This is a genomic window from Pseudomonas sp. CFBP 8772, from assembly GCF_014841665.1.
GTDB lineage: Bacteria > Pseudomonadota > Gammaproteobacteria > Pseudomonadales > Pseudomonadaceae > Aquipseudomonas > Aquipseudomonas graminis_B.
In genome coordinates, this window is sequence record NZ_JACYUI010000008.1 from 177,742 (window position 1) to 190,003 (window position 12,262).

A 12,262-nucleotide genomic window follows, 5' to 3' on the forward strand; every position below is an offset into this window, starting at 1 on the left:
CTCGGTCTCTCTCTGTTTTTGGTTGTTCTGAGAGTAGAAGCCTACGGTCCGAGCCCGCCATTCCTGAATTGGTTCTGACTATGTCCTTGATAAATTAAAAAATGTTGACGTGCTGACGGTCCTGGTAGGTCCGCTCGGCACTGGATGGGTTGCGGTTTTGGCTGGAACAGGACTGACTGCCTTAGCCCACGGGCATCGCCATCCTGCGCCGCAATAACTGCTTGCCCACCCCCTGCCCTCTGAGCTCGACATAGCGATAAGTCGCGCTGGAAATCGTCACGACCACCGCCAGAATCAGCAACACCATCAGGTTATTCAGCCAGGCATGCCCGGTGTCCAGGTAGCGAATTTCACCCAGCATCGGCGCAGCGTCAAAGCCGGTTTTTTTCTGCACCACCATAAAGGCCGAAATAACAAAGAACAGTATGGCCAGATGGGTCAGGTAGATGGAGTAGGACAACCGCCCCAGACGGGCGAAGAATTCATACTTGAGCACGCGGGACAACGCCCCGCCATCAAAGGCAAACACCACGATGGTCACGCAGAACACTGCGCTGGCTGCCAATACCTTCTGCGGTAACTCAGAGGTCAGCACCCACCAGATGGCGAGCGCTGACAGGGCTTCCAGCACGCTGAGCAACCCAAAGCCAGGGGCAATCCAGCGTCTTGAGCGGGTGAAAAAGGCGTAGGCCAATGCCCCGGCAAAGAAACAGCCCACGCCTTTTTGCGCGTAGACGGTCAGGACATCGATCTGGCGGTAGAGCAGCGCAAATCCGCAAAGGGCGATGACGGCCCACAGCAGGTATCGCCGCGTGGAAGCCATCAACACAGTCGCGGCGAACAACATGTAGGTCCAGTACTCGATGCTGATGCTCCAGGACGCGGTGTTGAATGACAGGTTTTCCGTCAGGTGCGTCCAGCTTTGCACCAGCAGAAGATTGGGCAGGATCTGCGACGGCGCGTAGATGCCGGTAAAAGGCGTTTGATTGAAGGAAAAGCCACGCTTGTAGGCGGCATACTTGAGAAATTCCAGGCCAATGAAGACCGCGAGCATGAACACGTGCAGGGGCAACAGGCGGAAGGTGCGCGAAATCAGGAAGCGACTGAAGTCCAGTTGACGCTTGCTGCCGTAGGCGTGCGCCATGACGAAACCGCTGAGAACAAAGAAGAACTCGACGAACAAGTCGGCATTGGCGAAGAAGGTCCACTCCGTGATGCTGCCGACAAGATGGGTGTGGTAAAGGACGACCGCTATTGCGCAGATACCGCGCAGGCTGTCCAGCGCGTGAAATCGTTTCACATCCTGCATGTAAACCCCCGATAAGTTGCCATCGCTCGAAAGCGCCTAAAGCAACCCGTCGGGGTTCGGTCGCGTACTACCTAAGGCAGAACCATAGTGCAGGGACGGTTTTGTGCAAGGAGCGGTGGTCGAAGACTTTTCGTGGCGTGGGGTAAGGGTTTGTTGCAGGCCCCTACCCGCTTGCGAAAATGGGCCTGCGTGTGCGGCCGGGTGGCGGCTACGAGTCGAGGTCCAGGCCTCTGTGGTTTAGAGAGCAGCGAGGGTGAAGGCCAAGATAAAGGATTGCGGTCAGCCTTTGGGTCGGCCGCTTACGGCCTGTGCCAAGGAAGGCGCCAAGGCCTGATCGACCCAGGCCGGGTCGATCGCGAGAGTCAACTAGAAGCGCCATTCCTCAGCCTGGACAACTCGGCAGAATGGCCCCGCTAACGTTGCATTATGGTGGGCAACGATGGCCTCTGCTTTGAGTTCTGGAGTGTCACAGCAAGTGTGTCCGTTTGCGATGAGCACAGCATCAAATCCGCAATCGCGGGCAGCGCGGCAAGTACTGTCTACGCAGTATTGCGTTTTCATGCCCGTAACAACGACGCCGTCACACTCGCGCTCACGTAGCAGAGTTGCCAGTTCAGTCTGAGCGAAGGCATTGGGGCGTTTTTTCTCGAAAATCACCTCGTTACCCATTAGCTGTAACTCCTGGACAAGCTCGGTGAGCGGACTACCCGGCTCAATCGGAGACCCTGCCGGACCTGTATGGCGGGCAAGAAAAATAGGGGCCCCTGTTTTCCGCGCACTCCTCATGAGCCCATTCAATGTATCGATAAGCGCTGGACCTCTCCAAGGTTTGTCCGGGCCGTGAACAAGCCCTACCTGCATGTCGAGAATCAGAAGTGCGTACATGTGCGTTTCCTTACGTTGGTGCCAGCAAAACCGGCGCAAAAAAAAGACCCGGTCCATTACTGGCGGGTCTTTAGTGATTACGTGCTGGTTTAACTCACATAACCTCCCACGACCCGCGCGTGGCGGTCGTGAAGGTTGTAGTCGATTCGAAATCCGGGATATTCATGAGCCTGACCTTAACGTTGGCGGGACGGTCTTGCAAGTGAACATGCCTAGGACGGCAGCCATTTTATACGGACCGTACTCACCGGCCGCTTCTCGGCCGAAAGCCGAGGCTCGGATCCGCCCGCCAAGAAGCGAGGCAGCGCGAATCAATTAAATCACCACTAGCACCTGCTGACCTCTGTGCGGGCATTAAAAATGCCTTAAGCGCGGCCTTGATCCCGGCCTGCCGTGCCATTGCGATCAGGTTGTCGGCATCGTCCCCGTCAACAGCCTACGTATCCGTAACGTCACGTGTTCACATGCAAATAGGGTTTGCCATGGCCGGTAAGCCAGAGATCAAAATGCTCAAGGACTTTTTCGAGCGTCATTGCAGGGTCCATGCTGCAGGCAAGGGATGCCTAGTCAATTTGAATGCAAATTGGCCTGCCGGCCGCCGGTTTGCTCAACCATGACTACCTGGATGATTAACCGAGCGTTGCCTCGTCAGTGGCCAGCCTGGGCCGTCACCGATACCCACGCGCCTGGATGTCGAACAGGCTCGCATAGCGCCCGCCGCCCGCCATCAGTTGCACGTGGGTGCCTTGTTCCAGAATCCGACCCTGATCCAGCACTATGATGTGGTCGGCGTTGCGCACGCTGGAGAATCGGTGAGAGATCAGCAGAGTCATGCGCCCCTTGGCGTACTCGCGGAAGTGCTCGAATACGGCAGCCTCGGCCGCTGCGTCGAGGGCGGCCGTCGGTTCGTCCAGAATCAGCAGATCGGCCCCGCGGCGCATGTAGGCCCGCGACAGCGCCAGCTTTTGCCATTGCCCGCCGGACAGTTCCTGCCCACCCACGAACCAGCGCCCCAGCTGCGTGTGATAGCCGTTGCTCAAGCGCTCGATGAATTCGGCGGCGATCCCTTGAGTGGCCGCTTCGCGCCAACGGTGCTGGTCATCGAAAGCGTCGACGTCACCCACCCCAAGGTTTTCGCCGACTGTCATCTGGTAGCGGATGTAGTCCTGAAAGATCACCCCGATGCGCTGGTGCAAAGCCTGTTCGTCCCAGTCCTGCAAATCGCTGCCGTCCAGCAGGATCCGGCCCTCGTCAGGGGTATAGAGCCGGGTCAGCAGCTTGATCAAGGTGGTTTTGCCCGAGCCGTTTTCGCCCACCAGGGCCAGGCTCATGCCAGGCGTCAGGTGCAGGCTGATGTCGCTGAGCGTGGCGTGCGCTGCACCCGGGTAGCGGAACCCCAGGCCCTCGCAGCGCAGGCCGTCGCCCGGGCGTGCACCGGCCTTGAGCGTGCCGCGTACAGGTGCCACCGGCACCCCGAGGTATTCGTAGAGGTCGGACAGGTACAGGCCATCCTCGTACAAACCGGCAATCGCGCTGAGGCTGGCAGTGATGGCGACCTGGCCTTGCTTGAACAGCACCAGGTACATCGTCATCTGGCCCAGTGTGGTCTGGCCGCGCACGGTGTCCAGTACCACCCAGGCGTAGGCCACGTAGAACGCGGCAGTGCCCAATAGCCCGAGGACAAAGCCCCAGACGTCGCGTCGCACGGTGAGCCGGCGGTCTTCGGCGTACAGGCGCGTGAAGTTGTCGCGGTAGCGTTGCAGCAACAACGGCGCCATGCCGAACAGCTTCACCTCCTTAGTGTGCGACTCATGGGACAGCAGGGCTTCCAGGTAATTTTGATGGCGGGTTTCCGGGGCGCGACGCTGAAACAGGCGGAAGGCATTACCGGAAAAATGCGTCTCGGCGAAGAACACCGGCAGCGCACCGAACACCAGGATCAGCAGCGCCCAAGGGGAAAAATGCACCAGCAGCACCGCGAAGCTGACCAGCGAGATAAGGTTTTGCGTCAGCCCCAGGCCTTTTGTAACGAAGCCCAGTGGCCGGGCCGACGCATCGCGGCGCACGCGCACCAGCTTGTCGTAAAAGGCTGAGTCTTCGAACTGCAGCAGCGAAAGGGTCTGGGCCTTTTCCAGGATCATCAGGTTGACCTTCTGCCCCAACTGCACCCGCAGGAGCGCTTGTTGCATTGAAAGCGCCCGTTGCGCCGCGGCCAGCAACGCCAATACGCCCGCCTCGGCCAGCACGTAACGCAGGACAGGCCATACCGGCGCCTGGCTGCCACTGCCATGGATCTGCATCGCCTGAACCACCGCATCGACGATCCGCTGGCCGATCCAGGCGGCAAGCGCGGGTAAGATGCCGGCGATCAGCGTCGCCACGATCAAGCCGCTGAACAAGGGGCGGGAAGTCGCCCAGACCAGGCCGACCGCCCTGCCGCTCTGGGTTGAAAATGCAGTCAAACGATTGAACAACGACATTAAAGGCCCAGGCTCCGGGTTGTCAGTGACGGGGGATTGTACCGGCTAGTTCGGCACGCTCTGTCGGTCTTGTTCATAGCTGTCCAGATGATCAGGGGCGATTCAGGCCTTGGATACAACAACACACCACCGAATTAGAGCGGTATAACCGGGCAAACACACCTAGACTACGGCTGTATCGAAAGCGGGAACCCGCAGACAGTGGCCCAGTCCAACTGCACGACAAACCAGCATGGGCTCATGACAGTGTTATCAACCGTATTAGTCGTGGAAGATGACTGGCTCATCCGCAGTTTGATCCATGAAATTTTAGAGACGGAAGGCTTCGAGGTCGTAACAGCAGAGACCGGCGACGACGCCTGGGAATGGTTGTGCGAGACCTCAGGAGGGGCGGATCTCATCCTGTCTGATATTCATATGCCGGGGGGGCTGAGCGGTATCGGCCTGGCCAATCGGGTGCAGGCTCATTGGCCCCGCATCCCCGTGATCTTGTCCTCAGGGGGACGAGGGCAACAAATCCTGGAGTCTGGATATGCCCCACTGTTCATCCCCAAACCTTGGCATTCCCTGGACATAGGTACAATTTGTCGGCGCGCATTAGCCCTGGCCATAAACCGGCAGTGATCCTGCCGGTCCCAGGGCGTCTGCGTTGGAAAGTCTTCTTCCGAACCACTGCTTTTCAGACCTAGACCTGGTTCAAGGAACCAGGGGGGTTGAAGGAAGCAAGGGCTAGCGGGCAATCATGCCGGCTGCCTGCTCAGTGGCTTCAGTGGTGCGCGTTGCCAACTTGCGAACCTCGTCGGCAACCACTGCGAAACCCCGACCCGCCTCCCCCGCACGTGCAGCCTCAATAGCCGCATTCAGGGCTAAAAGGTTGGTCTGGCTGGCGATGCTCTGGATAGTCCCCACGATCTGGGACAATTGCTCGATATTGTGCTCAAGCGTCTGCTGATGCTTGACCTCTGTTTCCCTCAGAACTTCCTGCTCGTGCTGCAAGTTGACGTCCACAAGGGCACCGACTACGCGCACAGGCAGGCCGGCGGGGTCACGCCTGGTCTGGCCTCGCGCACGGAACCACCGATATTCGCCGCTTTTCATCCTCAGCCGGTACTCGATATCAAAGGGTGTCTTGCCTGATCGGTCATTCAGATGAGCCCCGAAAGCGCTGAGGCTTCTGTCCTTGTCATCCGGGTGCAACCTGGATGCCCAGCTGTCCAAGACATCTGGAAACTCCTCGACCGTTTCGAAGCCCAGCAACCGACGGAACTGGGGTGACCACCAGAACGGGTTTTTGGGATTTACAGGGTCGCCGGCAATGACCTCCATATCCCACAGCCCATCCGAGAGCATCTCCCGAGCCAGCTCGAATCTGGTGATGATGACGTCATGCTCCTGGTCCCGCTCCAGTTGGTCATGGATATCCCGGAGCGAGCCGGCGACACGGATGGGCGTGCCTCGCTCGTCGCGGAGTGTCTCACCCTGTGCGTGGAACCAACGATACGAACCGTCTTTCATGGCGAGCCGGTTATTGACTTTGTACGGGGTCATTCCGGACTTGTCGTTGAAATGACGAGCGAAGGCGTCGAGCGTTGCCTGCTTGTCCTGCGGATGGAGCCGATCCGCCCAACTGGCGAGCACATTCGGAAAATCCCTTTCGTCTTTGAAGCCCAGAAGGCTGCGGAATTGCTGCGACCACCAAAAGCGGTTTCCGGGATTGACGGGGTCGCCGGCCACGACCTCCATGTCCCAAAGACCTTCACTGGACGCGCGATTGACGAGATCGAATCGGATCTCGTGCGCTGACGCGGAGGCTGCTGATTCGCGAAGCAACTCGCGGGCATCCTCAAGCTCCTTCTCGAGCAGGCCGATGCGGGATTGATATTGATCATGAGAGGACTGGATCAGGCGCCAGGCATCCAGGACCGCTGGACCTTCTTTGCACTGGGCGACCTCAGGATTGTTGCCGCTCATGATCGAGGCCAGCAATTGCTTCAGCGCGCGACGATCACGGCGAAGAAGGAAAAAATTGGACATGTTGTACACACTCGAAATGCGTGACGGGCCTCCTCCATGGCACCTTGCCATTCATATCGTCTTCAGCGACCAAAACTTAATCGGCCTGGCTGAATAAATGGCCGTCAACTCGCTGAAATTGTTCAGTAATAGGGGCCACCCTTGCGAGGTGTGTTTCAAACGAGCTGCGCGGAGGGAGCAACGGCCAGATCTGATATCCAGCCTTGGGGTGCCCCTGCTGACCAAGCCGCTTGCGGCGCTGGAAGCTACTCCCATCAGGCCGTGTCGGGGCAGATGATCACGCAGGAATGATCGAGATCTTGCCGTTTCGCTCGAGGATCGCGTACTTGATCTGCTCCACCCGCTCGAAGCCCTGCTCTATTCTGGCGGCCTCCAGGATGTCGTCCTCCTGGACACGGGCTTCGTGCATGCGATGGCGCAGGAACGCGCCGTTTTCGACGATGATCGTCGGCCCCCCATCGATCAGCTCGGCCAAGCGTTTGGAGCGCCGCTTGACGAGGGAAAGCCCGATGTCGATCACCATCAACGTCACAATCACCAGAATCGCATTGGTCACGGAGAAGTCATCGCCCAGCAGCGCTTGCTGGGTGGCTTCACCAATGACCATCAGCAGCACAAAATCAAACGACGTCAGCTCGCCCAATGATCGTCGGCCAGAAATCTTGAAGAGCACCATCAGTGCAAGGTAAATCGCACCCGCGCGTAGTACGGCATCCATTGAGCACCTATGGGTAGATGAACTGAGTGAGGGGAATGTGGCCGCCGCCCACGACACTGATCTGGCTTTTAAACAGACCGATGCCGTCGCTGCGCCATGAAATGAAGAGCGTGACGTGACCACTCTTGTCGGTAGGGAACGTAAGACTCAAACCTTGGGGGCTGCCCACGGAGCGGACCGGCAGCGGCTGGATAGACTCGATGCTGAAGCCATCCAGCATAGGCTTGCTGATCGACAGCGTGATTTCTTTGCCCGGCTGCCCCGTGGCCTGAACGATCATCGGATTGGTCCCGCCGGCGCGGTGGAAACGCTCGTACTGCACCGTCAGGTCACCCTGCTCACTCACCGTTTCGAGCGAACTGAGCGGGCCTCTGGAAAACAAACCGAGCAACGTCAGGATGACAACCGCCGTCAGCACATACCAGCCCACCCTCTGGAACCGCCAGACTTTACGCTGCAGCGTAAGGTCCTCGGCTACGGGGTGTACACGGTCCTGCATTTCCTGCTCTAAGAGGCTCATACGCATCACTCGTCGGGACTAGCGATGTGACCGCTTCGGTCTTTGGGAAGTTCTGGTGGGGTAAGCGTGCGCTGCTGATTGCTTGGGGTGTTTGAGGCGGTGAGCTCGTCTTTGGAGTCGGCGGTTCGAACAGGCTAGGGGCTGCTTTGGGTCGACAGCAGCCCCTCACATAGGCAGCTATCGACCCAAAGCAGACGTCGAGCGCCCTAATTATGTTCTGCAGGAATTTAATTCCGATGCGTTCATGCCTAGCGTTCAGTCGCGTTCACACCAAAAAACCGAAGAATGCATCCCCAGTTCATTGTAGCCATCGTACTGGTTAACCTATCGGCCCAACTTTACTGATGCACTACCCGGCCCATGCCCATGTCCATGCCAGCATGGAGTAGCAAACTAGACCGCGCCAACGCCAACAAGGGGTGTTCCGACACCCGACTGTGGATCTCACCTCGAGAGGACCTTACCGGGGTGGGACGAGACCTTTGCGAGCCTTCGCGATTCCTATCTTCGAATTAAAATACAAAGTGGTCGTATATTTTTGAAGGTTTATCTTATCTATCTATATTTTTAGGGGCAATTTTCGCGGTAATGTAAGCGTCTATCCATCCTCTCCATTGATCGTAAAAAGGTCCACTTTGCAGGCTGTAATTAATATCGAGCGCCGTTCCGTCCGAGTTAACCGATGCTGATGCTCCATTGGATGGCGAGTTATTTAAACTTTGATAGTCAATTTTCACGACGGACTGAAAAACGAAACCATCCGGAGCCTTTATAGTGTCGTGAAAATTCGTACTTGTCACATGAATGCCGTGTTTATCCAGCGTTTTTGAGTAGGGGAATATGCGAAGCTGAATCGATGGCGCTTGTTTGTTAGGCGTAACTTTCTCAAGAATAACTGGGACTGAGGCTGTAACATCGCGATCTATAGATTCACTAAACCCTGAAGGCATAACATCAACACTGCCTCCGTCATTGTTAATAAAAGCAGTTCCCGTAATTCCGGCATAGTCAAATGTGACACCTTCTACCGAAACTACACGATAACCTTCTGGTGGTCGGACTCTAGCATGCATCATTCTGATTTGTATTGCCATCGGGAGGGACCCTAAGATACCTCCAGCTGAAGCGAATGTATGTGTCTGCACTTCTACCGGGTTTTTCAGTACTGTTCTGAATTCAGGGTTTAGTAATTTATTACAATCAGGGTCGTAGCTAACCCCTAACAAACTTATCGCATTTTCCCCCAATATTTCAATAGCTCTAGCCATAGGGACTGCTAGCGTTGAAGATTTCATTCGTTCGCCATCTATTTCTCGCTCGCCTATTGCTATTCCGAAAACCATTCCTAGTTCGTTGAAAAGTGGCCCTCCGCTGTTGCCCTTGTTTATGGCGGCATCAATTATCAGATTAGACGTTGGCCCAGCTCCATTTGCCACTCTCCCATAGGAAGACGTCAAGGGCCGATCACCACCTTGATAACCTTGGATTTCAAATTCCGGTTTAGGTTTGCTTTTTTTATCGTAGCCATCGCAAAGACGTAAAAAAGGTTTTAACGTACCCTCATCTAGGGTTTTCAAAAGAGCTACATCGTAGGGGTATTGTTTTGCATAGATGACTTTAAGATTAAATGGTGGGTCTACCGCCCGTAGCTCATCACCAAATTTTTCCGGCAAGTAACCTTCAATTTGGAAGCCATCTTCATCAAAAATATCTTTGTCTGGAAAATTATGCCCCACTGATAATATTAGGCCGTCAGGTGAAACCATAAATCCAGTACCCCACTCGTCATGATCAATAGTGCCTTTTGCATTTGCCACCTTCAGTGTGCCGGATACGCGAATCCTAACAACAGATGACCACGCTTCACTGGAGATCTCTCCAAAAGCAGGTAAAATCGAGAGCGCTATGGCTACCGACAGAAAATGCCTAAGCATGGAGCTGTTCTTCTGTCCGGTAGGATAACAACTTAAGTATTGGCCCATCTTTTAACAGCGACTTGCGGCTAATAGTGTGCCGTACTGGAGTCCCTTCGAATTGATTCCCCCCTAAGACAAGAACTTTGCTTCCTTGGTCAGCCAGAAAGAAGCCGACATGCCCATGATTTGGAGATTTCACATTTTGAAAAACAACAATGTCACCGGGCCTGGGAGAATTAGTAGGTTCCCCCCAGTTTTTGAACGACAATGCACGCGCACTTTGGGTGCGATGACTGGCGCCAGCTGGAGGTGTCTTCCCTGTTTGGGAAGTCATTAGGCAATAGTTTATGAATGCGGCACACCACGCCGTTGTGTCGCCTCTAGGCTTCGATTGCGTTGCTTTGAAAAATTCGACGATTACTGGGTTCCAACGAACAGGCCAAGCGGTGGCGTATGGTCTGCGTTCCTCTCCAAAATTACCTTGGCCAACATTGTGAAAATACAGTGCAATCTCTATCGGAGTGCAGTTCTTAGGTATGTCGTTCAGTACTAACATAGCTAGTTTCACTTCTTGGGCTGTTGCTGGATCAGTGCCGAAAGGGGTGTAACTAGAAAGTTGGTCATTGTTTATAGATGGCTGGTCCTTAAACTTGCCCAAGCTTGACGGAATGATAGGTTCCTGAGTATCCGCTTGTGCTAGTGAAACCCAGTCGGGGTCAGTGGCGAAGCTGAATCGGGGGAGGATGGCGGCTAACGTGCTAGCGACAAGAACGTCACGTCTAGAAAGTGTCATGAGAGATCCCTCTGGTGCCGTGAAGGGGTGTGCATGGACCCAATACGGCTTGAATCGGGTATCTGATTTATTGGTATAGCAGAGGGTTCTTCAATTTGCTCACACGCGAGGGAGTCGGATTCCCACAGCTGCCACGCAGCGATAGGGGCGGCAGAATAGCAGCGTTGTAGAAGGCCTTCATTTACACCGTTATTCGTCAGCTATATGAGGTCAGCGAGCAAAAGATGATCAGGCTGATCGGGTCGTAATTCTGATAAGCGGAGTTTCGAGCTGCACCACATGAAGGCGGCGCGGATAGGATGGGTGACAGACCGCTTTTGGCCGGTAGCGGACGCTGGTGCCAGGCCGCTATAGGCCGCCGGCGCACAACCCCACTCTAGCCTATTGGACTTAGTGTGGTTTCGTCCTCATTATGAAATCACAGGTTCACAGGACATAGGCTCCCGGCAACATAGGCGTCAGCAATCCGAATAAGCCATCGGGAAAGCAGGCAAAGAGAAGAGATTATGGAAATGTCAGACGTCAAGCTCGCCCGGGTAACGCGCGCCGATATCGACGAGCTTCTCCACGCGAATCGTGAAAGCCGGGACTATCACGGCCGCTGGGTACAGCCGTTCATAACCGCTTCAGGCTTCGAGGAGTGGTACTCCGCTCAGACCACAGGCGCTAGCGTTGGGCTGCTGGCTCGCGATACCGAATCGGGTCACATTGTTGGTGTGACCAACCTGAGCCAGATTTTCTATAAGGGATTTCAGAACGCGTACCTCAGCTACTGGGGCATGGTCTCGTTTGCCGGGACGGGAAAAATGTCCCAGGCGGTGGAACTGACGACGAGGTATGCCTTTGAAGAGCTGGGTCTTCACCGTATGGAGGCCAATATTCAGCCTGAAAATCTGCGTTCAATCGCGCTGGTCAAACGTCTCGGATTTCGGAAAGAGGGGTTCTCCCCGAAATACCTTCAGATCGCCGGAGTCTGGTGCGATCACGAGCGCTGGGCGCTTCTGGCCGATGAGCGTTAATCAGCGAGCAATCCCGTTGTGAACCTAAGCTGACCTGATCTGCCTCAGCCCTTCCCCTTCAACTCCGCCAGCTTCTGCATCACCCCCGCCGCGGTCTGTTCGCCCATCAACTGCTCACGCACTTTGCCCTTGTCGTCGATGATGTAGGTCACCGGCAGGGCTTCGCTTTTCGGCAGGTCGTAGTGATCGGCCGGGTCCTGGGCCAGCACGGTGAAGGTGATGCCCAGCGCTTTGCTGGCGCTCTTCAGGTCTTCGCCCTGAAGGTTGTCGAAATTGACGCCGAACACGCTGACGTTCTGCCCTTTGACCTGCTCGGACAACTTGTTCAGTTCGGGGATTTCAGTTCGGCACGGACCGCACCATTCAGCCCAGTAATTGACCACCAGCCAGTGTTTGTCGACGCGGCTGCTGGCGACTTTCTCGCCATTCTGGTCCGTGCCCAGATCCACGCCGCACCCGCTGAGCAACAGACTTCCAATCAGTGCTGCCGCCGCCGCCAATCGCCTTGCCATGATGCTGTTTCCTTCTGGATGCTCTTTCTTTCTAGAGAGACGCGACGCCGGCCGCGCATCGCTCGCCGCGTGTTAC

Annotated in this window: 10 protein-coding genes and 2 pseudogenes; 2 read left to right on the forward strand and 10 right to left on the reverse strand. The window is 55.9% G+C overall.

The features are described from left to right. Positions 1–181 precede the first annotated feature (181 nt). From IFT99_RS17530 to IFT99_RS17540, 3 genes are all read right to left on the reverse strand, one after another. The gene (locus tag IFT99_RS17530; RefSeq protein ID WP_192133881.1) at positions 182–1,300 is read right to left on the reverse strand and encodes an acyltransferase family protein; all 1,119 of its coding nucleotides are present in this window, start codon (positions 1,298–1,300) and stop codon (positions 182–184) included. 375 nt (positions 1,301–1,675) lie between these two features. Further along, positions 1,676–2,194, reverse strand: coding sequence for a cysteine hydrolase family protein (locus IFT99_RS17535; RefSeq protein ID WP_192133883.1), 519 nt, complete (start codon positions 2,192–2,194; stop codon positions 1,676–1,678). 668 nt (positions 2,195–2,862) lie between these two features. Beyond that, entirely contained in the window at positions 2,863–4,674 is a 1,812-nt protein-coding gene (locus tag IFT99_RS17540) for an ABC transporter ATP-binding protein (RefSeq protein WP_192133885.1), read from the reverse strand. A 201-nt stretch (positions 4,675–4,875) separates the two neighbouring features. On the opposite strand from IFT99_RS17540, the gene IFT99_RS17545 reads away from it, so the two are divergent. Then, a complete protein-coding gene (locus IFT99_RS17545; protein WP_083233264.1) occupies positions 4,876–5,298 on the forward strand; it encodes a response regulator in 423 nt (140 codons plus the stop codon). Between the two features lie 114 nt (positions 5,299–5,412). Here the strand turns inward: IFT99_RS17545 and IFT99_RS26890 are convergent. The 6 genes and pseudogenes from IFT99_RS26890 to IFT99_RS26895 all read right to left on the reverse strand — a co-directional run. Then, a pseudogene (locus IFT99_RS26890) lies at positions 5,413–5,703 on the reverse strand (methyl-accepting chemotaxis protein); the annotation flags it as partial. After that, positions 5,698–6,759, reverse strand: a pseudogene (locus IFT99_RS26500) (PAS domain-containing protein); the annotation flags it as partial. The pseudogenes IFT99_RS26500 and IFT99_RS26890, both read right to left, overlap by 6 nt. 226 nt (positions 6,760–6,985) lie before the next feature. Next, entirely contained in the window at positions 6,986–7,426 is a 441-nt protein-coding gene (locus IFT99_RS17555) for a DUF421 domain-containing protein (RefSeq protein ID WP_192133888.1), read from the reverse strand. 7 nt (positions 7,427–7,433) lie between these two features. Further along, a complete protein-coding gene (locus IFT99_RS17560) occupies positions 7,434–7,946 on the reverse strand; it encodes a hypothetical protein (protein WP_192133890.1) in 513 nt (170 codons plus the stop codon). 551 nt (positions 7,947–8,497) lie between these two features. After that, on the reverse strand, positions 8,498–9,880 hold the full coding sequence (locus tag IFT99_RS17565) for a S1 family peptidase (RefSeq protein ID WP_192133892.1): 1,383 nt from the start codon (positions 9,878–9,880) through the stop codon (positions 8,498–8,500). Then, complete coding sequence (locus tag IFT99_RS26895; protein ID WP_192133894.1) at positions 9,873–10,655, reverse strand: CHAP domain-containing protein; 783 nt, start codon at positions 10,653–10,655, stop codon at positions 9,873–9,875. Before IFT99_RS26895 ends, IFT99_RS17565 begins: the two co-directional genes overlap by 8 nt. 506 nt (positions 10,656–11,161) lie before the next feature. Here IFT99_RS26895 and IFT99_RS17575 point away from each other — a divergent pair. Then, positions 11,162–11,674 (forward strand): GNAT family N-acetyltransferase, encoded by a 513-nt coding sequence (locus IFT99_RS17575; protein WP_197986015.1) that lies wholly within the window; start codon positions 11,162–11,164, stop codon positions 11,672–11,674. Positions 11,675–11,718: 44 nt separating this feature from the next. Here the strand turns inward: IFT99_RS17575 and IFT99_RS17580 are convergent, their stop codons facing one another. Then, positions 11,719–12,186: a TlpA family protein disulfide reductase gene (locus tag IFT99_RS17580; RefSeq protein ID WP_192133896.1), complete on the reverse strand. Its 468-nt coding sequence runs from the start codon at positions 12,184–12,186 to the stop codon at positions 11,719–11,721. Positions 12,187–12,262: the final 76 nt, after the last annotated feature.

Excerpts from the sequence above, each read along its gene's own strand:
- IFT99_RS17540 (WP_192133885.1), bottom strand. The coding sequence starts at position 4,674 with ATGTCGTTGTTCAATCGTTTGACTGCATTTTCAACCCAGAGCGGCAGG.
- IFT99_RS17575 (WP_197986015.1), top strand. The coding sequence starts at position 11,162 with ATGGAAATGTCAGACGTCAAGCTCGCCCGGGTAACGCGCGCCGATATC.
- IFT99_RS17565 (WP_192133892.1), bottom strand. The coding sequence starts at position 9,880 with ATGCTTAGGCATTTTCTGTCGGTAGCCATAGCGCTCTCGATTTTACCT.
- IFT99_RS26895 (WP_192133894.1), bottom strand. The coding sequence starts at position 10,655 with ATGACACTTTCTAGACGTGACGTTCTTGTCGCTAGCACGTTAGCCGCC.
- IFT99_RS17580 (WP_192133896.1), bottom strand. The coding sequence starts at position 12,186 with ATGGCAAGGCGATTGGCGGCGGCGGCAGCACTGATTGGAAGTCTGTTG.
- IFT99_RS17535 (WP_192133883.1), bottom strand. The coding sequence starts at position 2,194 with ATGTACGCACTTCTGATTCTCGACATGCAGGTAGGGCTTGTTCACGGC.
- IFT99_RS17560 (WP_192133890.1), bottom strand. The coding sequence starts at position 7,946 with ATGAGCCTCTTAGAGCAGGAAATGCAGGACCGTGTACACCCCGTAGCC.
- IFT99_RS17555 (WP_192133888.1), bottom strand. The coding sequence starts at position 7,426 with ATGGATGCCGTACTACGCGCGGGTGCGATTTACCTTGCACTGATGGTG.